Below are 24,001 nucleotides of genomic sequence, written 5' to 3'. Positions count from 1 at the left end.
AGGGTCTTCGCATGTGTCTAACAGATTCGTTTTCTCCAGCATCATCGGTTTTTTCGATGCCAGAGCGCTCCGCCGGTTCGCCGAGGGCGCCCTGGACTGCCGCCTCAGCTGGTGAGCCCGTAGACCCGCAGACACACGTCCTCGAAGGCCCGGGACTTCAGGGTGGGGCGCGTCCCTGCTGCCCGGACCAGCAGCACCTCGATCTCTGGCAGGTCCTCCACGATGCGTAGAGGGACGACGGAGCCGCCCGCATAGGTGAGGTCGTGAGCGAGACGTTGGTTGAGGACGGAGTACCCGTGGCCCCGGCCGACGAACGAACGAACGGTCTCGTAGCCGCTGGCGCGATGGCGGATCATGGGCGTCACCCCACACACCTTGAACAGGCTGAGGTAGTACTCGCGGGTGTGGGGCAGATCGAGCAGGATCAGTGGCTCGTTCTGGAGGTCCCTGAGGCTCACCACGCGCCCGGGGGAGTCGGCCAAGGGATGCCCCGCAGCCACGATGACATGTGGGGGAATGCGCTCGACGAGGCGACGGGGCAGCTCACTGCCGAGCCCGATGTCGTACATCAGGGCGGTCTCGCACTTGCCGTCTCGAAGAGCCCTCCGGAGGAACTCTTGGTCGCCTTCGAGGAACGAGAGGCGCACCCCGGGATGGGTGCGTTCGAACTCTTGGAGGATGACGGGTGCACGGAAGGGCGCGAGGGGCCCGAACACGCCGACAGTGAGGTCACCCGCGAGCGCGCAACCGTCCTCGCGCACCAATCCCGGCAGCTGGTCGGCTTCCTCGATGAGCACGAGGCTACGCTGGAGCAGCCTTCTACCAGCAGGCGTGAGACGCAGCCCGCGGCGTGGCAGACGGATGAACAGCTCGACACCCAGGGCGTGTTCCAAGTGGGAGACCGCGGACGAAAGGGTCGACTGGGTCACGTTCAGCGCAGTTGCAGCTGCGGTCATGTTCTCGAGCTCCGCCACGGTGCAGAAGTAGCGCAGCTGGACCAGTGTGAACGACCTCGTCATTCCGGAATTGTGCCGCGGCCAAGCCAGCTGGGGGCCATCAGCCGGTCAGCACGTGCTCCTGCCGGTAGCCGGTGCTCAGGTCGGTGACGACGACCGAGATGATGCCGGCAGGGTCGACCGTGTAGCGCTCCTCGACCATGGGCCCGGACCACCGCACGATGGGTGTGCCGCGCAACTCCGACGCGGCACACGTCGGCTCCGACGGTGAGCCGGGGTGCTGCCGCTGGAGGTCGGGGTCGAAGGGGAAGACGATCTCGGCCACCGGCGCGAGGTCGCCGCGGGGCTCGCCCTGGTCGTCGACCGACGAGTACTCCACGAACCGGAACCAGCCGATGTTGTGTGCCGCCTGGTAGCGGCGGGTGACGACAACCGGTTCGGCGGACGACGGCGCACCCACCACCTCGGTGGTGAGCAGGGACCGGTCGAGCACGGGGTCGAACGAGACCCTGGCCCCGCCCTCCCGCTCGCGGAACACACCGAAGCCGCGGGAGAGCCTGTCGCGCAACGAGAACCCGGCGCCTCTGTCGGCCGCGATCGCCAGGCCCACGGCTGTCGACGCGCTCGGCATGGGCGCCCGGTGGACGCGGCGGCCGAACCTGGCTCGCAGCAGGCGCGGAACGAGGGGCAGCGCACTCGCCCCACCGACGATGTAGATGCCGGCGACACCCTCGAGCTCGTCGCCCCCGTCCGCAGGGGAGCCCAGCGCTTGCACCAGGGGCTCGATCGCCTCGGTGGTCGCCTCGACGAGGGGCGTTGCGGCGTCGTAGAAGTTGTCGACGCCGACGGTGACGACCTCTGTCTCACCACCGGTCGTCGGCACCTCGAGGTTGATCCGGCGCGACTGCGGGGTGATGCGCTCCTTGGCTTCGCGGCACTCGTCCAGGAGGTCCGACCGCTGGGCCTCGGTCAGGTCCTCGCGCGCGCGACCGGCAGCCGTGAGGGCCACCCCCGCGAGCGCCTCGTCGAAGTCCTCACCGCCGAGCCGGTTCACGCCGAAGGAGTCGAGCACCTCGTGTGCGGTGCCGTCGAGCTGCACCAGGGACGCGTCGAACGTCCCACCGCCGAGGTCGTAGACGATGACGAGGTTGCGCCGCGACGAGATGGACCGGGCCTGGCGGTGGGCGAACTCGAAGCTCGCAGCGGAGGGCTCGTTGACCATGCCGACGACGTGGAACCCCGCGCGCCTGCAGGCCTCCAGCGTGAGGAAGCGCTGGGCGCTGTTGGCCTGGGCGGGCACGCCCAGCACGGTCCGGGTGGCTTCACTGTCGAGCAGGCCCTCGGCCGTCGACGCCGTGCGCAGGGCGTCCTGCAGGGCATGGAAGAAGCCGGTGACGACGTCGAGCAGCAGCACGTCTCGGTGGCCGACCCGCAGCACCGTGTCGGGCGTGACGCTCGGCTCGGCGAGCGCCCGCTTGAACGAGCGCACGAAGGGGGCGCCGCGACGGGCCGCTTCGAGCGCCGCGAAGCCGTAGGCGAGCGCACCGTCGTCGTCGGCGACAACCGTGGGGAAGTGGTCGTGGGCGTCGCCGTGCTCGTCGAGGAACGCGACCACGGGGTAGTTGCCCCGGTCGGAGAGGGCGACGACGGTGTGCGTGGTGCCGAAATCGAGGCCCAGGTCCATGCCCCAAGGCTAGGGCGAGCGGTGCACAGCCCGTCGCGCAGCCCGCGGCCAGCGCCGGGGCAGGGCGCAGCGGTCGGCTGGCGGCCCGGTCAGGCCGCGGTCTCGAGTGTCTGGCCGCGGCGCTCCGGCAGGCCCCACGCCCCGCCGGCCGCGAGCACGAAGAACGCGGCGAAGCAGGCGAACACCACGGCGCTGCCGCCGAGGCCCAGCAGCGGGGGCACCGACAGCGGCGCTAGGATCGAGGCGATCCGGCCGAAGCCGGCGGCTGCTCCCGAGCCACTCGCGCGCAGGGCAGTGGGGTAGGCCTCGGGGGTGGCGGCATACAGCGCGCCCCAGGCGCCGAGGTTGAAGAACGACAGCGCCATGCCGCCCGTCAGCACCATCGCCTCGGTGTCGGCCATCCCGAAGGCCACCGCCGACACCGCCGAGGCGAGCAGAAAGAGCGACAACGTGAGGCGGCGTCCCCAGAGCTCGACCAGCACGGCGGAGAGGGCGTAACCGGGCAGTTGGGCCAGGGTGATGACGAGGGTGAAGCCGAACGAGCGGACGAGGTCCATGCCGGAGGCGACCAGCAGGGTGGGCAGCCAGATGAAGGCGCCGTAGTAGGAGAAGTTCACCCCGAACCACACCACCCACAGCGCAGCGGTGGTCCGTCGCCGTTCCGGCCGCCAGAGCTCGGCCAGCCCGGCCCGCTGCGTTCGGGTCGTGTCGCGTCGCCCGGTCGGGTTGGGGTCGGCGGGACGCACCTCGGTCGGTGCCGCGACTCCTGCGGCTGCCTCGAACCGGCGCACCGAGGCCTCGGCCTCGTCGTGCCGCCCTTGCTGCTCGAGGAAGCGCACCGACTCGGGCAGCGCGAAGCGGACGACCGCGGCGTAGACCGCGGGCGCGGCGCCGATGGCCAGGGCCCAGCGCCACCCCGAGTCCGAACCGGGCACGACGAGGTAGCCGATCAGCGCGGCGAGCGTCCACCCCACGGCCCAGAACGCCTCAAGGGCCACGACCACCCGACCGCGGATCCGGGCGGGGGCGAACTCGCTGACGAGCGTGGCCGCCACCGGCAGCTCGGCCCCGAGCCCCAGCCCGACGAGGAACCGGAACGCCATCAGGGCGCCCACCGACCACGACAGCGCCGAGAGGCCGGTGGCGGTGCCGTAGACGAGCAGCGTGAGGGCGAACACCTGCCGGCGGCCGATCCGGTCGGCCAGCAGGCCGCCGACGCTCGCCCCCACGGCCATGCCGATGAACCCCACCGACGCGATCCACGACAGGGTGCCGGCGCCCAGTCCCCACTGCTTGGCGAGGGCCGCCATGACGAAGCTGATCAGCCCGACGTCCATGGCGTCGAGGGCCCACCCCAGGCCCGAGCCGACGACCAGCCGCCGGTGCTCCCGCGTGAAGGGGAGGCGGTCCAGCCGCTCGGAGCGGGTGGTGCGGACGTCGGTCGGCAGGGGCATGCGCACTGTCTACGGCAGCCTGCCGCCACCGGCAACGCGGACAACCGGGAACAACTCCGACAGCAGATGACTTTGCCCCAGAGGACCACCCGAAGGTCTGACCGCGACGAACAGGAGTGACGACATGAAGCAGCGCATCCTCGGCGACCTCAAGGTCGGGAGCATCGGCCTCGGCGGCATGCCCATGTCCATCGAGGGACGCCCCGACGAGCAGCGCTCCCTCGCCACGATCCACGCGGCCCTCGATGCCGGCGTCACGCTCATCGACACCGCGGACGCCTACCACCTCCAGGCTGGTGAGGTCGGCCACAACGAGGAGCTCATCGCCAAGGCCCTGCGGTCCTGGGGCGGGGACCCCTCCGGTGTGGTCGTCGCCACCAAGGGCGGGCACCTGCGCCCTGGGGACGGGTCGTGGACGCTGAACGGGGACCCCGCCTACCTCAAGCAGGCGGCCAGGGACTCCGCGAAGCGGCTCGGGGTCGACGCCATCAGCCTGTACCAGTTCCACCGACCCGACCCGAAGGTCCCCTACGCGGAGTCGATCGGGGCGTTGGCGGAGCTGCTCGACGAGGGCGTCATCGTGCGGGCCGGCATCTCCAATGCCTCCATCGCCCAGATCGAGGAGGCCAACGAGGTGCTGGGAGGCCGCTTGGCATCGGTGCAGAACCAGTTCTCCCCGGCCTTCCTCTCCAGCCGGGCGGAGCTCGAGCACTGCGCGGAGCACGGCATCGCCTTCCTGCCGTGGAGCCCTCTGGGCGGCATCTCCAACGCCGCGGAGCTGGGCTCGAAGCACAGTGCCTTCGCCGAGGTCGCTCAGCGGTACGGCGTGAGCCCGCAGCAGGTCGCGCTGGCCTGGGAGCTCTCGCTGGCGGAGGTCGTCATCCCCATCCCCGGCGCCTCCCGCCCGAGCTCGATCCGGGACTCCGCTCGGGCCGTGGACCTCGAGCTCAGCCCGGCGGACCGCGCTGACCTCGACCGGGCTGGCTGACCGGCCGCGCCGCCTGACCCGCGGCGCTGCCGGGCGGGTTACGCTCGGCAGGTGAGTCGTGCTCTGCCCATCGCGCTCGGGAGCGTGCTCTTCCTGGTCGGCGCCCTGTGGACGCTCCAGGGGCTGGGCTACGTCGGAGGCAGCCCCATGAGCGGCGTCACGCTGTGGGCGGTGCTGGGCCCGGTGGTCGCCTTCCTCGGCCTGCTGCTGGCGGTCGTCGGGGGGCGGCGCCGCCACGGGTGACCCCCCCCGCTCACGATCATCCGCCAGGGGTGGGGTCCTCGCGGGTCCGGGCTGCCAGCATCGGGGCGGTGGACACCACGAGCACAGGTCCAGCGGACGGCGGCCCCGGGGGCGGCGCCGGCCCGACGAGCGCCGCTGCCCCCACCGCGCGGTCGCGGGCCGGCCTCGGATGGCGCCTGCTGAAGGGGCGGAAGCCGACCTCGTGGGCCGAGGTCCGGCGAGCGGCGGTCAACCTGGTCCTGAGCTGGGTCGTGCTCTCGGTCACCATCTGGGTCGTGCCCGGCGTGAGCGCGGCGGCGACCCTCGACGTGCTGCTCGCCGCCGTCATCCTCGGCGTGCTCCACGGGATCGTCCAGCCGCTCGTGACCTCGGTGGCCCTGATGGTGGGCTGGGTGGGCGTCCTGCTGGCGAGCCTGTTCGCCGAGGCTGCGTTCTTCTACGCCGCCCTGAGCCTGACGCCGGGCATCTCCGTCGACGGCTTCTGGAACGCCTTCTGGGCGTCCTGGCTCTTCTCGCTGCTCGTCACAGCGGTCACGTGGCTCGTCAGCGCTGGCGACGACACGGCGTTCCTCACCAACCTGCTGCGCCAGTCCCGCAAGGCGAGGGCCCGGGCCACCACGACGACGGTGCCGGGCGTGGTCTTCCTGCAGATCGACGGGCTGTCGGCCCCGTTGCTGCGCTGGGCCATCCGCAGCGGCGACCTCCCGACGCTCAGCCGCTGGATCCGCTCGGGGAGCCACACCCTGACCGAATGGGAGGTGCAGCTGCCGTCGACCACGCCGGCCAGCCAGGCGGGCCTCCTCCACGGCGCCAGCTCGCAGATCCCCGCGTTCCGGTGGTACGAGAAGGAGAACGACCGCCTGCTCGTGGCCAACCGCCCCAAGGACGCGTACGTGATCCAGCAGCGACTCTCGGACGGTCGGGGCCTGCTCGCCGACGGCGGTGTCGGGATCTCGAACATCTTCACCGGCGACGCCCCGACGGCGCTGCTCACCATGAGTGCCGTCACCGCACCCGGCTCCCGGAAGGGGCCGTCACGGGGCTACGCCACCTACTTCATCAACCCGTACGGATTGTCCCGCTCCCTGGTCCTCTCGGTGGGGGAGATGGTCAAGGAGCGACACCAGGGCCGAAGGCAGCGCCGCCGCGCGGTCGAGCCCAGGATCGAGCGGCACGGCTCCTACGTCGTGCTGCGGGCGGTCACAAACGTCCTGCTGAGGGACCTCAACGCCGGGCTCATCGTGGAGCAGATGATGTCGGGGAGGCCGTCCATCTTCTGCGACTTCACCGACTACGACGAGATCGCCCACCACGCCGGGCCCACCCGGCCCGAGTCGCTGGCCTCGCTCGCGGGCCTGGACCACCTCATCGGGGTGCTCCACGCCGCGGCCGAACAGGCGCCCCGGCCCTACGAGTTCGTCATCGTCTCGGACCACGGCCAGAGCCAGGGGGCGACGTTCCGGCAACGCCACGGCCAGAGCCTCGAGGACCTGGTCCGTGAGCTGTTGGCCGGCCGTGTCGACACGGTGACCGCCGCCACCAACCTCGAGGAGACCGCGGGGCCGGCCAACACGCTGCTGTCCCAGGTGGGGGAGCAGGGAGGCGCCACGGGGAAGGCAGTCAGACGGGCCACCCGTCACCGGTCCGTGGGCGACGAGGTGCACCTCGAGAGCGGTGCGCCGAAGGCCACGGTCGCCGGAACTCCGACACAGGCCTCACCAGACGGCGCCGGCGCTGGTGACGTCGTCGTCATCGCGTCGGGCAACCTGGCGATGGTCTACTTCACGCGCTTCACCGGACGGATGAGCCGCGAGGAGATCGAGGCCGCCTACCCGGGGCTGGTCGCCTCCCTGGCCATGCACCCGGGCATCGGGTACGTGGTGGTGCGCTCGCAGGAGCACGGGACCGTGGTGCTGGGCCGTGGTGGGACGCGCTACCTCGACGAGGGCCGCGTGGAGGGCCGCGACCCGCTGCGGCTCTTCGGCGATCGGGCAGAGCAGCAGGTCCGGCGGCACGCGGCGCTCGCGCACGTCGGCGACCTGGTCCTCAACAGCCCGCTGTACCCGGGGACGGACGAGGTCGCGGCCTACGAGGAGCTCGTCGGCAACCACGGCGGACTCGGAGGCTGGCAGACCCAGGCGGTGCTCGTGCACCCGACCGCGTGGCCCCTCGACCAGGACGCACCCCTTGCCGGTGCCGACGAGGTGCACCGGCAGCTGGTGCGCTGGCTGCGCCGGCTCGGCCACCGGTCCGACATCCCTGACCCGGCGGACCGGCCAGGCCCGGCCAAGGTCGAGGCGGTGACCTCCACGACCGACTAACGCTCGGTGGGGGTTGATCAGGCGGAGGGACCGGTCTAGCGTCGGGAAGGCGCGGGCGCAGGGCGCAGCTGCCAGGGACGCGGCTGCCGGCGACTCAGGTCGTGACTGGGCTACGGGGGCCGCGACCTTTTCGTGCAAGGGGGCACGCAATGCAGGCAGGCCTGTGGCGCCGTGTGGTGGCCGAGTGCGTCGGCACAGCGATGCTCGTGCTCGTGGGGGCCGGCTCCGTCGTCGCAGCGCTGCGCGCGGGCGGCGGTGAAGTGGGCTACGCGAGCCTGGGCTTCATCTCCCTGGCCTTGGCGATCATCGTGGCGGTCGTCATCTACGGCTTCGGCCCCGTGTCCGGCGCCCACATCAACCCAGCCGTCACGCTGGCGCTCGCCGCCACCCGGCGGTTCCCCTGGGCGAAGGTCCTGCCCTACGTGGTGGCCCCGCTCGTCGGCGCCGTGCTCATCATCGCCGTCTCCGGCTCCGGCGCGGTCGACCTCGGTCTGGGCGCGACGTCGCTGGGGGAGGGCGTTCCCTACTGGCAGGGCATCGTCGCCGAGAGCCTCGGCACCTTCCTGGTCCTCTTCGCGGTCATGGCGCTGGCGGTCGACTCGCGCGCACCCCTGGGCTGGGCCGGGCTCATGATCGGTCTGGCAGTCGCCGCCGCCATCCTGCGGATCGCGCCCCAGACCGGTGGTTCGCTGAACCCGGCCCGGACGTTCGGGCCGTACCTCGCCCTGGCCCTGTTCGGGGGAGAGGTGCCGTGGGGGCAGTTCCTCCTCTACTGGGTCGGCCCCCTGGTGGGTGCGGTGGTCGCCGCCGTCCTCTACGACCTCGTGGCCGAGACCCGCCGCGCACAGGCACCGGCCGCCGAGGAGTCCTACACCCCGAACCCACCAGAGGAGGCCTGAGCCGGGCGCACGCCCATTGTCGTCACCGCCCGGCGCGGCCGGCGGGAAGTTCTCACCAGCGGAAAAGTTCTCACCAGAGGAAAGGAAGAAGAACCATGACGGGAAACCGTGTTGTGGTCTACAAGGGTCCGGGAGAGGTCGCCGTGGAGTCGATCGAATACCCGAAGCTCGAGCTCCCTGACGATGTGGTCAAGGGTCTGGGCCTGAAGAAGAGCGCTCCGCACGCCGCCATCCTCAAGCTGGTGACGACCAACATCTGCGGCAGCGACCAGCACATGGTCCGGGGGCGGACGACCGCACCGGTGGGGCAGAGCCTGGGCCACGAGATCACCGGTGAGGTGGTCGAGGTGGGCGAGGACGTGCTCTTCGTCAAGCAGGGTGACATCTGCTCGGTCCCGTTCAACATCGCGTGCGGGCGCTGCCGCATGTGCAACGAGGGCAAGACCGGCATCTGCCTGAACGTGAACCCCGCCCGGCCCGGGGCGGCCTACGGGTACGTCGACATGGGCGGCTGGGTCGGCGGGCAGGCGGAGTACGTCATGGTGCCCTTCGCGGACTTCAACCTGCTCCGGTTCCCCGATCGGGACCAGGCCCTCGAGAAGATCCTCGACCTCACGATGCTCTCCGACATCTTCCCCACCGGCTACCACGGCGCCTACACCGCGGGCGCGACGACGGGTTCGACGGTCTACGTGGCCGGTGCCGGTCCGGTCGGCCTGGCCGCGGCGCACTCCGCCCAGCTGCTCGGGGCGTCCGTCGTCATCGTGGGTGACCTCAACGCCGAGCGGCTCCAGCAGGCGAAGAGCTTCGGGTGCGAGACGGTCGACCTCAGCTCCGGGAACGAGCTGCCTGACATGATCGAGCAGATCCTCGGTGAGCCCGAGGTCGACGCAGCCGTCGACGCCGTGGGCTTCGAGGCGCGCGGCCACGGTGCCGGCGCCGCGGAGGCGCCCGCCACGGTGCTCAACGACATGATGACGATCGCGAGGGCGGGAGCGGCGCTGGGCATCCCCGGCCTGTACGTCACGGGTGACCCCGGGGGCGTCGACGAGGGCGCCAAGATCGGCCAGATCGGCGTGCGCCTCGGTCTGGGGTGGGCGAAGTCGCACTCGTTCACCACCGGCCAGTGCCCGGTCAAGCGCTACAACCGTCAGCTGATGAACCTCATCCTCAGTGGCAAGGCGCAGATCGCCAAGGCGGTCAACGCCACGACGATCAGCCTGGACGAGGCCCCCCAGGGCTACCAGGAGTTCGACAAGGGAGCGGCCAAGAAGTACGTGATCGACCCACACGGCATGGTCGCGTAGAGACCCGTCCCCGGACATGAGTGAGGCCCGGCGCCCTTCCCCCGAGTTCTGCGCCGGGCCTCACTTTCTCCGCCCCGATCAGAAGCATGCTCGGTGCGCACCACCCCTGTCAGTCGGTCGTTCACCCCTGTTTCCCGGCGCACGTCCTAGGACTTATGTCCTAACCATCGGGTGGCCGGACGAGGGCGAGCCTCCGCCAGGGGGAGCACCTGTGCCGGGGGAGCCGAACGGCCCTGCCGTGACGGTGGAGCCGGGCGCACACTGGTGCCGGCGGTCCAGGCCGGCGGTCACACCCGCCGGCCGGGGGTGGCGGCAGGTGGCAGGGACCAAGGGGTGGCAGGAATGAGCAGCAGCAACACGGGTGCAGCCGGCGGTGGCGCGGTCTACGGCCTGGGGATCTTCGGGGCCCTGGTCTGGTTCTGGCAGCAGGCGGACAGGTTCTGGGAGTACGTGCTAGCGGTCTTCCAGGGACTCTTCTGGCCGGCCTTCATGGTCTACGAGGTCTTCGCGGCGCTCGCCGGCTGATGGGTCGCGGTCGGTGCCGGCCGCGGGGTCAGTCCCTCGACTGAGGCGCCGCAACGGCCTCCCGGTCCCAGGTCGACGGCCCGACGGCCCTCGCGCGCAGCTCCTGCTTGCGCACCTTCTGCGTCGGGGTCTTCGGCAGCGTGTCGACGACCTCCACATAGCGCGGCCGGGCGAACCGGGGCAGCACGAGGTCGGCGTGCGCGGCGACGGCCTCGGGGCCGAGACGGGCCCCGGGTGCGGGAACCACCGCGAGCATCACCTCGTCCTCGGTGCCCTCGGCACCGGCCGGCACGGCATACGCCGCCACCTCGGCCACGCCGTCGAGGCGGGCGATCGCGCTCTCCACCTCGAAGGAGGAGATGTTCTCGCCCCGGCGACGGATGCAGTCCTTGGTGCGGTCGACGAAGGTGACCCAGCCGTCCCCGTCCATGACACCCGAGTCGCCGGTGTGGAACCAGAAGTTGCGCCACGCCGCCACGGTCGCGTGGGGCAGCCCCGCGTAGCCGGCCATGAAGCCGAACGGCACCTTCGGGCGCACCATGATCTCGCCGACCTCCCCGCGGGGGAGCAGGTCGTCGGTGTCGGGGTCGCGCACGGAGACCTCGAACCAGCGGTCGAGCACCAGCCCAGCGGTGCCGGGTCGGGAGGTGCCGAGCCGCCCGTAGAGGGGGATGTTGACCTCGGTCATGCCGTAGGCCGAGACCACCTCGGGCACGGCGAACCGCTCGCGCCAGGACTGCTCGTGCGACGGCGGGTTGGGCACCGGGCAGACCACCCGCAGCGCGTGGTCACGGTCGTGGCGCGTGGGCGGCTGGGCGACCACGAACTGCGTCATCGCGCCCAGCAGGTTGGTCACCGTGCACCCGTGCTCGCGGATGTCGGACAGCCACGCCGACGCGCTGAACCTCCCGCGCAGCACCGCCGAGGCGCCCGCGATGAGGGTGGCGTAGAGCTGCATGAACAGGCCGTTGGCGTGGAACAGCGGCATCGACACGTAGTACCGGTCGTCGGCGGTGAGGCCGAGCGCCTCGATGCTGCCGAGCCCGAAGAGGTAGCAGTGGGCGTGCGGCAGCAGCACGCCCTTGGACGGCCCGGTGGTGCCGGAGGTGTACATCAGGCAGGCAGTGTCGGAGGCGGCAGGGGAGTGGCCGTCGTGCTCCGGCGCGTGCTCCCAGCCGTCGAGGGCCAGCACCTCCAGCCCCGGCACGGTCGGCAGGACGTCGGCCACCGCACCAGCGGCGTCTCCGGCGGTGACGACGTGCCGGGCGCCGCTGTCGCGCAGCTGGTGGGCCAGGAAGTCGCCCGTGAGCCCGGTGTTGACGGGCACGATCACGGCGCCGAGACGGCCGAGCCCGAGCCAGAGCCGCACGAAGTCGAGTCCGTTCGGCAGCAGCACCGCGACGGCGTCACCCGGCGCCACCCCCAGCCCGGCACAGTGGGCGGCGACCTGGCGCGCCTGCCGGGCCGCGGCGGCATACGTCAGGCTGCCCTCGCCGATGACGGTGAGGAACGTCTGGTCGCCGCGCTCGCGCGCCTGCGCCTCGAGGACGTCCGGGAGGACCCAGCGGTGGTGGTCGTGGAGGTGCTCGTACACCCGGCCACTCCACCAGAGCCACCCGCGGTATGCCGTGTGTGCCGGCCCCACTCCTGGCCGGCCCGCGCGTGCCCGCGCACCATGGCTCGCGCGGCGGGGGTGACTAGCCTGAGGAGCCTGTCCCGACGAGGGGTGTCCCGGTGACGAAGGAGTGGACCATGGGAGTGCGCGAGGCATTCGGCACGGACGTGCTGCTGACCGGCTGGGGGCACTCCCGGTTCGGGAAGCTGGTGGACGAGACGCTGGAGTCCCTCGTGGTGTCGGTGGCGACGGAGGCCCTCGAGAACGCAGGCGTCGAGCCGGGCCAGGTCGACGAGATCTACCTCGGGCAGTTCAACTCCGGCATGGTGCCGCTGGGCTTCCCGTCGTCACTGGTGCTGCAGGTCTCCGACGCGCTCGCCAACACTCCGGCCACGCGGGTCGAGAACGCCTGCGCCTCAGGCTCGGCCGCGTTCCAGCAGGGTGTGAAGTCGCTGCTGGCGGGCACGGCACGCACGGTGTTGGTGGTCGGTGCCGAGAAGATGACCCACGCCCCGGCCGACGTCGTCGGGGCGGCCCTCCTCGGAGCGGACTACGAGCTGGCGGGCACCCCTTCGAGCACCGGGTTCGCCGGGATCTTCGCCGAGGTCGCCCGGCACTACGAGAAGCGGCACGGCCCGGTGGGCGACACGCTCGGCCTCATCGCCGCCAAGAACCACCGCAACGGTGTGCTCAACCCCTTCGCCCAGCTCCGCAAGGACCTCGGCGCCGAGTTCTGCCAGTCCGTGTCGGACCGGAACCCGGTCGTGGCCGAGCCGCTGCGACGCACCGACTGCTCGCCCGTGTCGGACGGTGCGGCGGCGGTGGTGCTGCAGGCGGCCCCCGTCGCGGGAACCGCAGGTGCGGCAGCCACGGCCCCGGTGCGCCTGGCCGGCTTCGGGCACGCCAACGACTTCCTGCCCGCGGCCAAGCGCGACCCGCTCGAGTTCGCCGGCAGCGTCGCCGCCTGGCAGCGCGCGATGGCGATGGCGGGGGTCGGCCTCGACGACCTCGACCTCGCCGAGGTGCACGACTGCTTCACCATCGCCGAGCTGGTGCTCTACGAGGTCATGGGCCTGGCGCCGCGTGGCGAGGGGCGACGGGCGATCGAGGAGGGCTGGGTCGAGCGCGACGGCCGGCTGCCGGTCAACCTCTCCGGCGGCCTGAAGGCCAAGGGCCACCCGGTCGGCGCCACCGGCGTCTCCCAGCACGTCCTCGCCGCCATGCAGCTCACGGGCACCGCGGGGGACATGCAGCTCGCCGGCGCCCGCCGAGCCGCCGTGCACAACATGGGCGGCCTGGCGGTGGCCAACTACGTGAGCGTGCTCGAAGCCGTCTGACCTCTGTTCCGCGCGCCGCACCTCATCCGGCGCAGATGGTGTGGCGCTGGGTGCCCGCGGCCACCATGGGAGCGTGGTGGATCGGCACGAGCTGCTGAAGGCCCGCAACGGGTGGCTGTGGGCCCTGCTCGCCGTGGTGCTCCTCCTGGGTGGCGTCGTGGTGGCCCGACTCATCGACGGCCCCGACCTGTCTGAGCGGATCGCGCAGGCCAGCGACACCGGTGCCTACCTCATGGTCTTCGCGCTGGTGTTCCTCGACGGGCTCTGTGCCCTGTTCCCGGCGGAGACGACCCTCAACACCGCCTCCACCCTGGCGGTGGAGGGAAATCTGGACCTCGTGCCGATCATGGTTGCGGGTGCCCTGGGCGCGGTGGGCGGCGACTCGGCGCTGTACTGGGTCGCCCGATCGAGCCGTCGGCGGTTCGAGACGAAGCTCGACCGGGCCCTGAGCAACGACAAGGTGGCGATGGCGCTCGACCTCATCGGATCGCGTGCCCCCGTGATGCTGGCCTTCGGTCGCTACGTTCCCGGCCTGCGGTTCGTCGTGAACGCCTCGTGCGGACTCAGCGGGCTGCCCTACCGGACCTTCCTGCTGTGGTCCGCCATCGGCGGCACCCTCTGGTCGGTCGTCAGCTGCACGCTGGCGTATGCCGTTGCGTCGGTCCTGGCCGGCTACCCGCTCGCCTCGGTCGTCGTCGCCGGAGGCATCAGTTCCGTCGCCATCGCGGTCATCTTCCTGGTGCTGCGGTCGCGGCGCGGCGCGGCCGCGGCCGAAGTCGAGTGAGGCCCCTGCCCGTGGGGTGGGCCGACGGCACCGTCGCGGTGGCGGGCAGGCCTGTGTACTACCGCAGGAGCGCCGACGTCGAGGACCGCCCGCCCATCGTCCACGTTCACGGCTTCGGGATCTCAGGCCGCTACCTGATGCCGACCGCGCAGGTGCTGGCACCCCGCGGCGTCAACGTGGTGCCCGACCTGCCCGGCTACGGCCGCAGCGCCAAGCCGGAGAGCGTCCTCGGCATTCCCTCGCTCGCGCAGGCTCTGCTGGAAGTGCTCGACGCGCTGGGCCTCGAACAGGTCGTGCTGGTCGGCAACTCGATGGGCTGCCCGGTCGCCCTCGAGGTGGCGCACTCGGCCCCGGAGCGGGTGCACCGGCTCGTGCTCGTCTCTCCTGCCGGCGGCATCCAGAACCAGCCCCTGGCGCGGGCGCTCGTGCAGCTGGGCGTGGACGCGCTCCGGGAGAGCCCCCGCATGGCCCGGGTCGCGGTGCCCGACTACCTGCACTTCGGCCCGGTGAGCGCGCTGCGGCTCTTCCACGAGCTCACGCAGTTCCCGTCTCTCGAGCGGCTGCTGCAGACCCCGGTGCCGTCGCTTGCCGTGCTCGGCAGCCGCGACCCGCTGATGCCGCCACCGCGCCGCGTGCAGGAGGTGGGGCGCCTGGCGCCGCGCCACGTCACGGTCGTGCTCATCGAGGGGGCGGCGCACGCCATCAACTTCAGCCATCCCGACGAGCTGGCGCACGTCATCGGGTCATGGCTCGACGGTCGCGAGATCGTCGACGACCCAAGCCACCCGGGGCGTGCCCGGGTCGTGGACGTCTGGCGTCGCGGCTGAGCCCGGCGTGAGGACAGCCGCTGCTTCACCACTCCCGCCGTGTCACCGCGCGACGAGGTAGCCGTCGTGGTCGAGGCCGACCGGGATCGGGTCGCAGATCTCGAAGCCGTCGCCGCCCGCCTGTTCCAGGTTGTGGAAGCCGACCAGCACCCAGCTGCCGTCGCGGCGCTGGACCAGGGGAGCGGCGAACAGGTCGGGGTCAGCGGTGAACGGCCGGGCCTGGTCGACGTCGAAGGGGCCTACGGGGCTGGGGCTCGGCACCGACCAGGTGCAGAAGTGACCTGACCTCACCAGCCGCTCCTGCGTCATCTCCTGCGGGTGGCAGGTGAAGACCAGCACGGAGCGGCCGTCGATGACCTTGCTCTGCAGCACCTCCAGCTGCCCGAACCCGGTGCCGGGCCGGCTCAGGGGCGGCTCGGCCCGCCAGGTGACCAGGTCGTCGCTGCGGGCATGACCGACCACCCCGTCGTCGTTGCGGGCGCCTCCGACCGCCCGGGCGGTGAGCAGCATGTGCCAGCCGGCTCCGGCGGGGTCGGCCAGCACCAGCGGGTCGCGCCACGTCTCGCTGCTGCCCTCGAGGTCGGGGCCGGTCGTCGGTGGCGGTGCGAGGTCGAGGGTCTTGTACCAGCGCCGGTCCACCGGCAGCACGGGCTGGTCGGCGGAGCGGTGCCACGTGTGCAGGTCGTCGGACACCACGCTGCCGATGCGCTGGTCGTGGACGTGGTGACCCGCGGTGGAGATGGCTGTGTAGAACATCCGCCACTGGCGGCCGTCGTGGACGACCGACCCGGTCCAGATGGCGAGGTCGTCGAACCCCGTCTGCGCAGGACCCAGCGCAGTGCCGAGGTGCTGCCACCTCGTGAGGTCGTCGGAGACCGCGTGCCCCACCGTGGCCTGCGTGTGCCTCAGGGCGGGGTCCCCCAGCGAGCGAGGGGCTTGAAGGAAGAAGAGGTGGTAGCGCTCGCCGTCGTCGGCGACCCACGAGTCCCACACCCACTGGTCCTGGAGGCGCAGCATGGCTGAGTGTGGCACTCACAGGCCGTCCGCCGCGCGCTGTGGACGTGTGGAGGGTCTGGCACCACGTGGCCCGCTTCGGCGCGCCCGTCCACGGGTGACGGAAGTCCCTACAGCGGGTCCTCGAGCCCTCCTACGGTGGAGGAGCGGGTTCTCATCGGCGAGAACCCGCCGGGGCACCACGGCAAAGGACGGTCTGACGATGACGGCAGCGGACGGCATTCGGGAACACCCCCTGACGCTCGGCGTCATGGCGCGCTCACAGAAGGAGAACGAGCGCCGACTGCCAATCCACCCGCAGCACCTGCAGCACGTCGCACCCGACCTCAGGGAGCGCATCTTCCTCGAGCGGGGCTACGGCCAGCGGTTCGGGGTGCCGGACGAGGCGCTGCGCGAGCTCGTGGCGGGCCTGCGGACCAAGGCGGAGCTCATCGAGCAGTGCGACGTCATCCTCCAGCCGAAGCCGGTGCTCAGCGACCTCGCCGAGATGCGTACGGGGCAGATCTTCTGGGGCTGGCCCCACTGCGTGCAGGACGAGAAGCTCACGCAGCTCGCCATCGACAGGCGCCTCACCCTCATCGCCTTCGAGGCCATGAACCACTGGAACCGCGACGGTTCCTTCAACCTGCACGTCTTCCACAAGAACAACGAGATGGCCGGCTACTGCTCGGTGCTGCACGCCATGCAGATCGCCGGGGTGACGGGCGACTTCGGCCGCAAGCTGAGGGCAGCGGTCATCGGGTTCGGCGCCACCGCACGCGGGGCCGTGACCGCCCTGAACGGCCTCGGCATCTTCGACGTCGACGTGCTGACCCACCGGCAGGTGGCTGCCGTCGCAGCCCCCATCCACACCGCCCGCATCGTGCACTTCGACGACCGGACCGAGGAGCACATGAGCCACGCCGTCACCGATCGGGGACCGGTGCCGCTGGCGTCCTTCCTCGCCGAGCACGACATCGTCGTCAACTGCGTGCTTCAGGACACCGACCGCCCTGCCGTGTTCCTCACCGAGGAGGACCTGCCGGCTGTGCGGCGAGGCACCCTGGTCGTCGACGTCTCGTGCGACGAGGGCATGGGGTTCAGCTGGGCACGGCCCACGACGTTCGCCGACCCCGTCTTCGAAGTGGGCGACGGGGTCCTCTACTACGCGGTCGACCACAGCCCGTCCTACCTGTGGAGCTCGGCGACGTGGGAGATCAGCGAGGCGCTGCTTCCGTTCCTCGGGCACGTGCTCGGCGGCAGCGACGCCTGGGAGGAGCACCCGACGGTGCGCCGGGCGATCGAGATCCGCGACGGGGTGGTCCAGAACCCTGCGATCCTGTCGTTCCAGGGCCGTTCGCCGGTCCACCCGCACTACCCGCTGGCCACCTGACCGTGCCCGTCGGCGCGGTGGGGGCCGCACCGAGCTCGTCATCCCGCTGACCTGATCCCGCCACGGCCCGTCCGTGCAGTCAGGCGCAGCACCAGTTTGCGCAGCTCGCCGGCCCACAGCACCGTGCTGGCGAGCCCGACACAGGCCGCCCACTGCCCGGGGGCCAGCGGCACGGTGCCGAAGGCGCGGTTCAGCACGGGCAGGTGCACCACGGCCACCTGCAGTGCCGCCGACAGGGCCACCGCACCCCACAGCCAGCGGTTGGCGAAGAGGCGGTGGAACGCCGTGCCCGTCTCCGATCGCGCGTTGAACGCGTTGAACAGCTGTGCCAGCACCAGCACGGTGAAGCCCGCGGTTCGCGCGTTGTCGAGGTCACGGGTCCCGCCGGGCAGGAGGCCTTCCGGCAGGTAGAGGTCGATCGCGGCGAGGGAGGCCAGCGCCATCACCAGGCCGATGAAGAGGACCCCACCCCACATCCGGCGGTCGATGACCCGCTCCTCGAGCGTGCGCGGGGGCCGGCTCATGACGTCCTCGGTCTCGGCGTCCATGCCCATCGCGAGCGCCGGCGCACTGTCGGTGAGCAGGTTGATCCAGAGGATCTGCGTCGCCAGCAGCGGCAGCACGACGGCTCCGTCGCCCTGCGAGAGACCGATGACGCCCGCCAGCACGACGCCGAGGAAGACCGTCATGACCTCGCCCATGTTGGACGAGAGCAGGTAGCGGAGGAACTTCCTGATGTTGAGGAAGATGTCGCGGCCCTCCCGGACCGCGCGGACGATCGTCGCGAAGTTGTCGTCGGCGAGAATCATCTTCGCGGCTTCCTTGGTGACCTCCGTGCCGGTCTGGCCCATCGCGATCCCGATGTCGGCCGACTTCAGGGCAGGTGCGTCGTTGACACCGTCACCGGTCATCGCGACCACCTGGCCCTCGGCCTGCAGGGCGTCGACGATGCGCAGCTTGTGGTGCGGTGTCACGCGGGCATAGACGTTGCGCTCCCGGGCCGCGGCCCGGAAGCCCTCGTCGTCGAGCGCGTCGAGCTCGGTGCCCGTGACGGCCAGCGACTCCGCTGACGAGACCACCCCGAGGTCTCGGGCGATCCTTGCCGCGGTGCGGGGGTGGTCACCGGTGATCATCACGACCCTGATCCCTGCCCGGTGGGCCTCCCCGACCGCGGCGGCGGCCTCGGGGCGCGGTGGGTCGATGATGCCCACCATGCCGGCGTAGACGAGGCCGTGCTCGAGGGACTCCTCGAGGGCGGGGGTCGCCGTCACCTCGAGGGGCTGGTAGGCCACGGCGAGGGTGCGGAACGCCTCTCCCGACAGGCGTTCCACGTCGTCGAGGACCCGCGCGCGCCACCCCGCGTCCAGCGGCTCCACGTCGCCGCCCACCTGGATCCGCGTGCACCGGTCGAGGAGCACGTCGGGTGCGCCCTTGGTGACCACGGCGATCATGCCGTCGCGGGAGGCGTCCGCGTGCAGGCTGGTCATGAGCTTGCGCTCGGAGGTGAACGGGATCTCGGCCACCCGGCTGAACCGGGCCGCCCGCCGTTGGTGGGTGCCGAGCTTGGCCTCCGCCACCAGGAACGCCGCCTCCGTGGGATCGCCCTGGATGGCCCAGTCACCGTTCGCCTCCTGCTGCAGGACCGCGTTGTTGGCCAGGCAGCCGCCGGTGAGCACGTATGCCGTGGCGAGCCACAGCGGGTCGTCCTCCTCGAGATCGGCGCCGTCGTGGAGGAGGTCCCCCTCCGGCCGGTACCCCGCCCCGGTCACACTGACCTCACCCAGCGGGGTGACGACCCGGCCGATGGTCATCTCGCCCTTGGTCAGGGTGCCGGTCTTGTCGGAGCAGATCACCGAGGCCGACCCCAGCGTCTCGACCGAGGACAGCTTCTTGACGATGGCGTGGTGCGCGGCCATGCGCTGCACCCCGAGGGCGAGCACCACGGACAACACCGCGGGGAGCCCCTCGGGCACGGCGGCGACGGCGAGGGACACCCCGAGCAGCAGGGTGGTGACGACGTCGTCGGCGCTCTCGACGCCGAAGAAGAGGAACACCGTGGTCATGACGACCAGGGCGATGACGACAACCGCGGTGCCGAGCATCCGACCCACCCGGGCGATCTCCCGCTGCAGGGGGGTGGGGTCCTCCCTGGTGGCGTGCAGCAGGTCGGCGACCTGCCCCATCTGGGTGGCCATGCCCGTGTCGGTGACCACGGCGCGTCCCACGCCCTGGCTGACCGCCGTGCCGTTGAACACCATGTTGAGCCGGTCGCCCAGTGCGGCGGGGGCGCGCAGCGGCGCGGCATCCTTCAGCACCGCCTCGCTCTCCCCGGTGAGCGAGGCCTCGGAGACCTTCAAGGTCGAGGCGCTCAGAAGCCGGGCGTCGGCAGCGACGGTGTCGCCCTCGGCCAGCAGGAGGACGTCGCCGGGCACGAGCTCGCGGGTGGGCACCCGCACCTGCGCCCCGCCGCGCACCACCGTGGCGGTGGTCGCGCTCATCCGCTGCAGCGCCTCGACCGCGTGCTCGGCCCGCGCCTGCTGGAGGTACCCGAGCACCGCGTTGAGCACGACGATGACCGCGATGACGATCGCGTCGAACGGCAGCCCCTCGGCGCCCTCGAACGCCCACGCGACGAGCGAGACGACGATCGCGGCGAGGAGCAGGTAGACCAGAGGGTCGCGGAAGTGCTCGAGGAAGCGGCGCCAGGCGGGCACCGGGGGAGCGGACGCGATCTCGTTGGGCCCCACGCTGGCCAGACGCGCAGCCGCCTCCTCGGGGCTGAGCCCGGTCGCGGGGTCCGAGCCCAGCTCGCTCGCCACGGACGAGGCCTCGAGCAGAGAGGGGTCGGACTGGGTCGTGGAGGTCTCCATGCTCCCTTCCCCGTGCCTCGGTCCGCACACGGGCGAGCCCGTGGTCGCACCACCACTCTGCCACCGGCGGCGCTATCCCGGGCGGACATCTCGGGTCGGGAGTAGCGTTCGAGGCGGCAGGGCAAGGCTGCGAGATGGGATTCGATGAGTGGCAAGGGTGCGCGACGCTCGTGGGCCGGTGCGAACTGGGCGGCACCGGCGACCGTCGGCCGAGCCGGCGGCCTGAGGGTCTACCCCTATGGCGACGTCTGGATCGTGGAGGCCGACGCGCCCCCCGAGGACCTCGGCGACGACGTCGACCATGCCGTCCAGACCGCGCTCGCGGAGTGCCCCGACGGTGTCGTCCTCGTGCTGCCGGAGGGGATGAACGAGCTCACCGACACCTCGGTCGCCTCGCTGTCGCCCCTGACCCGGCACGCCGACGCCTGGCCCGAGACGCCTGTCGTGGTGGCCTGTGGGAACGCGCAGGTGCGGGAGGCGCTGCGGGAGCGGCTCGGGACGTCACGGCTGGCGTTCGCGTCCTCGATGCTGGCTGCCACCGCCCTGGTGGCCGACGGACCACACCTGCTCCGGGCCGAACTGGCCCTGCCGCGGCACCCCGCCTCGGTGGGGGCAGCCCGTCGGTTCCTCGCTCGCACCTGCGAGGAGTGGCACGTCGCCCCCTGCGCGGATGCCGGCGCCCTCGTGGTCAGTGAGCTGGCCGCGAACGCGGTGCAGCACACGGCCGAGCAGGTCCGCGTGGTGCTGGTCAGCGACGGGGTGGCGATGGTGCGGGTGGGGGTGCGCGACCAGGCCCGCGACGCACCGGCCACCGTCGACGCCGACCACGACTCGCTCAACGGTCGAGGGCTCGTCGTGGTCGAGGCGCTGTCGCAGGCCTGCGGGGCGCTGCCCACCGGGGACGGCGGCAAGCTGGTCTGGGCGCGCATCGAACCTGAACTCGATCTGGGGGACGTTCGGCCCTGACGGGTGCCGTGCACCCTCGGTCCCCATAGAGGCATGAGGATCGAGTACGTCCACGCGTCCAAGTACGGGAACGGCGCCCAGGTGGCGCAGGCGTTCAAGCACCGAATGGAGGCCAGGGGAGTAGCGGTGGCGGTGCACCACATCCGTGACGTGCGGCCGCAGGAGCTGCCGTCGGCCGACCTCTACCTCTTCAGCTCACCGGGGCGGATCGGACGTCCCATCGGCGGCATGCGGCGCTTCCTGAAGAAGGTGGATCTCGCCCCCGGGACGAGGTATGCCCTGCTGACCACGGAGGCCGCGCCCCAGCCGGACAAGAAGACGGGCCGGATGCCGACCGAGGAGGAGCAGGCCCGGTGGCAGCGGGTGCGGCCCCTGATGAACGAGGCGCTGCAGGCCAAGGGGCTCACCGAGGTCGCCGAGGACAGGGTGCTCGTGACGGGCCTGAAGGGTCCGCTCGAGGAGGGCTGGCAGCACAAGGTGGAGGACTTCGCCGCCCGCATCCCCGTGCAGCCCTAGCCAGTCGGGAGCAGCGACAGCACGCGCACGTCGGTCGTCCCACCGTCGGTGCTGACCTCCACGGAGTCGCACAGCTGCCGGGCCATCCACAGGCCGCGGCCGTTGGTGCCGAGGTCCGCGGGCGGCGCGTAGCCGGCGAGCGCGTCTACGGGGCCGCCCCCGTCGTCGCGGACGTGGCAGACCAGCACCGGCACCTGCCCCGGCGCGTGCTCGGTGTAGACCGCCAGGCGGGCAGGTGGACGACCGTGGGTGAGCGCGTTGGACACCAGCTCGCTGACGGCGAGGACCACGTCGTCGACCACGTCGTCGGGCAGCCCGGCCCGCCGCATCTCCTCGCGCGCGAAGTGGCGCGCGCTGGGGACGTCGGCCCCCGTGAGGCAGCTGATGGCGGGAGCGGAGGCCGGGGGCGCAGGCACCGTCGTGCTGTCAGGGATGAAGCGGTGCGGGTCGACGAACAAGGCACTTCGCCGGGCCCCGTCGTGCTCCAGCAGCTCCGCGTGGGTGCGGTGACACGCCTCGATCAGGTCGCTGCTCAGGGCTGAGGCGTCGTACGGGCAGAGGATCTCGACGGGGTAGGGCTGGTAGACCACGTTGGCCGCGGACTCCATCCGAAGGTAGTCGGCCACCTCCATGGGTGAGCGCCTGCCGAGAGCCTGCTCGGCCACCACCCGCGAGCGGCGGCCCCCCTGTCGCTGGATGTAGTCCAGGCACTCGTAGGTCGCCCGGAGCTGGGGGTGGTAGCCGACCTCGGCATCGGCGAACTCCACGGCTGCCGCATCGGCCCCCAGTTCGTCGCGCACCCGCGCCACCTTCTCGCGCGAGGCCAGCACCAGCACCGGCTCGTCGAGGGCCAGCCCGGCGCGCACGTACCCGCTCACCCGGCCGACGAACTCGTCGACGCCGTGGTAGACGAGCGCAAGGTGACTCCCGGATTGCCCGGTCCGTCCCGTGAGCAGGCTCACCCGGCCAGCGTAACTCCAGCCAGGGCATCCGGCACCGCCGCGGCGACGACCTCTTCCCGGGCCTTGGCAAACCGCCCTCGCCGGGGGCCGAACCCGCCTACCGTGGTGAGGGAGAGATCGCGTTGGGCTCCTAGCGGGGGGCGTCATGGTGGACACACGGCTGATCGACGAGACCGGCCTGCAGTCCCTGCTCGACGCCCTCGTCGCGCGCGGCTACCGCGTGATGGGCCCCACGGTGCGAGGCGGTGCCGTCGTCAACGCGGAGATCACCGCGGTGGCCGACCTGCCGCGCGGCTGGGGCGACGACCAGGAGCCCGGCCGATATCGCCTGCGCCGTCGGGACGACGAGGCACTCTTCGCGTTCGCCGCCGGGGCGCAGTCGGCCAAACCGGTGTTCTTCCCGACCGACGAGCTGCTGTGGCGGGGGCAGCGCACGGCGGGCGGCACCGGCTTCGAGGTCGGTGGCGCGCCGGGCAGCCCGACCGGCGGGACCCACGTGGAGGACGAGCACGGCGCCGACCGGCGGCCCACTGCCCTGCTCGGCGTGCGCTCCTGCGACCTCAGCGCGGTCGGCATCCACGACACCGTGCTCACGGGCCGCGGCTTCACCGACGCGCACTACGCCCAGCGCCGCGAGGGGGCCTTCGTCATCGCGGTCGCCTGCTCCGACCCCGGCGGCACCTGCTTCTGTGTGTCGATGGGCACCGGGCCGCGGCCCGAGCAGGGCCGCGGGGCGCCGTTCGACCTGTCCCTCACCGAGCTGCTGGAACCCGAGCACCGGTTCGTCGTCGAGGTCGGCAGCGAGCGGGGTGGGGCCCTGCTCGACGAGATCGGGGCGACGGCGGCCGCCGCGGGCGACCTGGCCGCGGCAGATGCCGTGTCCGACCAGGCGGCGCAGCGGATGGGGCGCCGGCTCGACACAGACGGGATCCGCGACCTGCTCTACGCCAGCGTCGACAGCCCCCGGTGGGACGACGTCGCATCGAGGTGCCTGGCCTGCACCAACTGCACCATGGTGTGCCCCACCTGCTTCTGCACCACGGTGGAGGACCTCTCCGACCTCAGCGGGGAGTCCGCCGACCGCCACCGCGTCTGGGACTCGTGCTTCAACGCGGACTTCTCCTACATCCATGGCGGCACCGTCCGCGATTCGACCCGGTCCCGCTACCGCCAGTGGATGACCCACAAGCTCGCTTCCTGGCACGACCAGTTCGGGTCCTCGGGGTGCGTCGGCTGTGGCCGCTGTGTCACCTGGTGCCCGGCCGGGATCGACATCACCGAGGAGGCGGCCGCTCTGCGCGGGGTGCCCGGCTCGAACCTCCCGGCACCCCTGAGCCCGCCCGACCCGGCGCCCGAGTGAG

20 protein-coding genes are annotated in these 24,001 nt (G+C 71.8%); 13 read left to right on the top strand and 7 right to left on the bottom strand.

The genetic code is table 11. The features are described 5' to 3' along the window. Window positions 1–104: 104 nt before the first annotated feature. From P0Y31_RS07580 to P0Y31_RS07570, 3 genes are all read right to left on the bottom strand, one after another. A complete protein-coding gene (locus P0Y31_RS07580) occupies window positions 105–1,019 on the bottom strand; it encodes a LysR family transcriptional regulator (RefSeq protein ID WP_275867962.1) in 915 nt (304 codons plus the stop codon). A gap of 37 nt (window positions 1,020–1,056) precedes the next feature. Further along, window positions 1,057–2,640, bottom strand: coding sequence for an Hsp70 family protein (locus P0Y31_RS07575; protein ID WP_275867960.1), 1,584 nt, complete (start codon window positions 2,638–2,640; stop codon window positions 1,057–1,059). A gap of 89 nt (window positions 2,641–2,729) precedes the next feature. Further along, the gene (locus P0Y31_RS07570) at window positions 2,730–4,094 is read right to left on the bottom strand and encodes an MFS transporter (protein ID WP_275867958.1); all 1,365 of its coding nucleotides are present in this window, start codon (window positions 4,092–4,094) and stop codon (window positions 2,730–2,732) included. Window positions 4,095–4,218: 124 nt separating this feature from the next. Between P0Y31_RS07570 and P0Y31_RS07565 the strand changes: the two genes are divergently transcribed. The 6 genes from P0Y31_RS07565 to P0Y31_RS07540 all read left to right on the top strand — a co-directional run bounded on the left by P0Y31_RS07565 (window position 4,219) and on the right by P0Y31_RS07540 (window position 10,377). Then, window positions 4,219–5,082, top strand: coding sequence for an aldo/keto reductase (locus tag P0Y31_RS07565; protein ID WP_275867955.1), 864 nt, complete (start codon window positions 4,219–4,221; stop codon window positions 5,080–5,082). A gap of 51 nt (window positions 5,083–5,133) precedes the next feature. Next, entirely contained in the window at window positions 5,134–5,325 is a 192-nt protein-coding gene (locus tag P0Y31_RS07560) for a hypothetical protein (protein WP_275867951.1), read from the top strand. A gap of 68 nt (window positions 5,326–5,393) precedes the next feature. Beyond that, window positions 5,394–7,646: a phage holin family protein gene (locus P0Y31_RS07555; RefSeq protein ID WP_275867948.1), complete on the top strand. Its 2,253-nt coding sequence runs from the start codon at window positions 5,394–5,396 to the stop codon at window positions 7,644–7,646. A gap of 149 nt (window positions 7,647–7,795) precedes the next feature. Further along, on the top strand, window positions 7,796–8,545 hold the full coding sequence (locus tag P0Y31_RS07550) for an MIP/aquaporin family protein (protein ID WP_275867946.1): 750 nt from the start codon (window positions 7,796–7,798) through the stop codon (window positions 8,543–8,545). Window positions 8,546–8,640: 95 nt separating this feature from the next. Further along, the gene (gene fdhA / locus P0Y31_RS07545; protein ID WP_275867943.1) at window positions 8,641–9,852 is read left to right on the top strand and encodes a formaldehyde dehydrogenase, glutathione-independent; all 1,212 of its coding nucleotides are present in this window, start codon (window positions 8,641–8,643) and stop codon (window positions 9,850–9,852) included. Between the two features lie 342 nt (window positions 9,853–10,194). Then, window positions 10,195–10,377, top strand: coding sequence for a hypothetical protein (locus tag P0Y31_RS07540; protein WP_275803157.1), 183 nt, complete (start codon window positions 10,195–10,197; stop codon window positions 10,375–10,377). A gap of 28 nt (window positions 10,378–10,405) precedes the next feature. Here the strand turns inward: P0Y31_RS07540 and P0Y31_RS07535 are convergent, their stop codons facing one another. After that, window positions 10,406–11,971, bottom strand: a complete 1,566-nt coding sequence (locus tag P0Y31_RS07535) for an AMP-binding protein (RefSeq protein WP_275867941.1) — start codon at window positions 11,969–11,971, stop codon at window positions 10,406–10,408. A gap of 158 nt (window positions 11,972–12,129) precedes the next feature. On the opposite strand from P0Y31_RS07535, the gene P0Y31_RS07530 reads away from it, so the two are divergent. From P0Y31_RS07530 to P0Y31_RS07520, 3 genes are all read left to right on the top strand, one after another. Then, complete coding sequence (locus P0Y31_RS07530) at window positions 12,130–13,329, top strand: acetyl-CoA acetyltransferase (RefSeq protein ID WP_275867938.1); 1,200 nt, start codon at window positions 12,130–12,132, stop codon at window positions 13,327–13,329. Window positions 13,330–13,402: 73 nt separating this feature from the next. Continuing rightward, window positions 13,403–14,113 (top strand): DedA family protein, encoded by a 711-nt coding sequence (locus tag P0Y31_RS07525; RefSeq protein ID WP_275867935.1) that lies wholly within the window; start codon window positions 13,403–13,405, stop codon window positions 14,111–14,113. Between the two features lie 11 nt (window positions 14,114–14,124). Continuing rightward, window positions 14,125–14,940 (top strand): alpha/beta hydrolase, encoded by an 816-nt coding sequence (locus P0Y31_RS07520; RefSeq protein WP_275867933.1) that lies wholly within the window; start codon window positions 14,125–14,127, stop codon window positions 14,938–14,940. A 42-nt stretch (window positions 14,941–14,982) separates the two neighbouring features. Here P0Y31_RS07520 and P0Y31_RS07515 read toward each other — a convergent pair whose 3' ends face one another. After that, window positions 14,983–15,957 (bottom strand): glycosyl hydrolase, encoded by a 975-nt coding sequence (locus tag P0Y31_RS07515; RefSeq protein ID WP_275867931.1) that lies wholly within the window; start codon window positions 15,955–15,957, stop codon window positions 14,983–14,985. A gap of 247 nt (window positions 15,958–16,204) precedes the next feature. Here P0Y31_RS07515 and P0Y31_RS07510 point away from each other — a divergent pair, with 247 nt between their 5' ends. Then, on the top strand, window positions 16,205–17,326 hold the full coding sequence (locus tag P0Y31_RS07510; protein WP_275867928.1) for a N(5)-(carboxyethyl)ornithine synthase: 1,122 nt from the start codon (window positions 16,205–16,207) through the stop codon (window positions 17,324–17,326). Window positions 17,327–17,364: 38 nt separating this feature from the next. Here the strand turns inward: P0Y31_RS07510 and P0Y31_RS07505 are convergent, their stop codons facing one another. Continuing rightward, window positions 17,365–20,196, bottom strand: a complete 2,832-nt coding sequence (locus tag P0Y31_RS07505; RefSeq protein WP_275867926.1) for a cation-translocating P-type ATPase — start codon at window positions 20,194–20,196, stop codon at window positions 17,365–17,367. 144 nt (window positions 20,197–20,340) lie between these two features. Here P0Y31_RS07505 and P0Y31_RS07500 point away from each other — a divergent pair, with 144 nt between their 5' ends. Then, window positions 20,341–21,162: an ATP-binding protein gene (locus P0Y31_RS07500; protein WP_275867923.1), complete on the top strand. Its 822-nt coding sequence runs from the start codon at window positions 20,341–20,343 to the stop codon at window positions 21,160–21,162. Between the two features lie 33 nt (window positions 21,163–21,195). Further along, window positions 21,196–21,678, top strand: a complete 483-nt coding sequence (locus tag P0Y31_RS07495; RefSeq protein WP_275867921.1) for a hypothetical protein — start codon at window positions 21,196–21,198, stop codon at window positions 21,676–21,678. Here P0Y31_RS07495 and P0Y31_RS07490 read toward each other — a convergent pair. Then, window positions 21,675–22,640: a sensor histidine kinase gene (locus tag P0Y31_RS07490; RefSeq protein ID WP_275867919.1), complete on the bottom strand. Its 966-nt coding sequence runs from the start codon at window positions 22,638–22,640 to the stop codon at window positions 21,675–21,677. The genes P0Y31_RS07495 and P0Y31_RS07490 overlap by 4 nt on opposite strands. Before the next feature lie 145 nt (window positions 22,641–22,785). Between P0Y31_RS07490 and P0Y31_RS07485 the strand changes: the two genes are divergently transcribed. Next, on the top strand, window positions 22,786–24,000 hold the full coding sequence (locus tag P0Y31_RS07485; protein WP_275867916.1) for a 4Fe-4S dicluster domain-containing protein: 1,215 nt from the start codon (window positions 22,786–22,788) through the stop codon (window positions 23,998–24,000). Window position 24,001: the final 1 nt, after the last annotated feature.

The sequence above is a fragment of the Knoellia sp. 3-2P3 genome (genome assembly GCF_029223115.1).
In the GTDB taxonomy this organism is placed as follows: Bacteria; Actinomycetota; Actinomycetes; order Actinomycetales; family Dermatophilaceae; genus Pedococcus_A.
This window is presented reverse-complemented; position numbering and strand designations above follow the sequence as displayed.

What these genes read in the sequence shown, in the direction of transcription:
- P0Y31_RS07510 (WP_275867928.1), top strand. Translation starts at nt 16,205, where the DNA reads ATGGCGCGCTCACAGAAGGAGAACGAGCGCCGACTGCCAATCCACCCG.
- P0Y31_RS07575 (WP_275867960.1), bottom strand. Translation starts at nt 2,640, where the DNA reads ATGGACCTGGGCCTCGATTTCGGCACCACGCACACCGTCGTCGCCCTC.
- P0Y31_RS07565 (WP_275867955.1), top strand. Translation starts at nt 4,219, where the DNA reads ATGAAGCAGCGCATCCTCGGCGACCTCAAGGTCGGGAGCATCGGCCTC.
- P0Y31_RS07580 (WP_275867962.1), bottom strand. Translation starts at nt 1,019, where the DNA reads ATGACGAGGTCGTTCACACTGGTCCAGCTGCGCTACTTCTGCACCGTG.
- fdhA (WP_275867943.1), top strand. Translation starts at nt 8,641, where the DNA reads ATGACGGGAAACCGTGTTGTGGTCTACAAGGGTCCGGGAGAGGTCGCC.
- P0Y31_RS07515 (WP_275867931.1), bottom strand. Translation starts at nt 15,957, where the DNA reads ATGCTGCGCCTCCAGGACCAGTGGGTGTGGGACTCGTGGGTCGCCGAC.
- P0Y31_RS07495 (WP_275867921.1), top strand. Translation starts at nt 21,196, where the DNA reads ATGAGGATCGAGTACGTCCACGCGTCCAAGTACGGGAACGGCGCCCAG.
- P0Y31_RS07485 (WP_275867916.1), top strand. Translation starts at nt 22,786, where the DNA reads ATGGTGGACACACGGCTGATCGACGAGACCGGCCTGCAGTCCCTGCTC.
- P0Y31_RS07505 (WP_275867926.1), bottom strand. Translation starts at nt 20,196, where the DNA reads ATGGAGACCTCCACGACCCAGTCCGACCCCTCTCTGCTCGAGGCCTCG.
- P0Y31_RS07500 (WP_275867923.1), top strand. Translation starts at nt 20,341, where the DNA reads ATGAGTGGCAAGGGTGCGCGACGCTCGTGGGCCGGTGCGAACTGGGCG.
- P0Y31_RS07530 (WP_275867938.1), top strand. Translation starts at nt 12,130, where the DNA reads ATGGGAGTGCGCGAGGCATTCGGCACGGACGTGCTGCTGACCGGCTGG.
- P0Y31_RS07550 (WP_275867946.1), top strand. Translation starts at nt 7,796, where the DNA reads ATGCAGGCAGGCCTGTGGCGCCGTGTGGTGGCCGAGTGCGTCGGCACA.
- P0Y31_RS07540 (WP_275803157.1), top strand. Translation starts at nt 10,195, where the DNA reads ATGAGCAGCAGCAACACGGGTGCAGCCGGCGGTGGCGCGGTCTACGGC.
- P0Y31_RS07570 (WP_275867958.1), bottom strand. Translation starts at nt 4,094, where the DNA reads ATGCCCCTGCCGACCGACGTCCGCACCACCCGCTCCGAGCGGCTGGAC.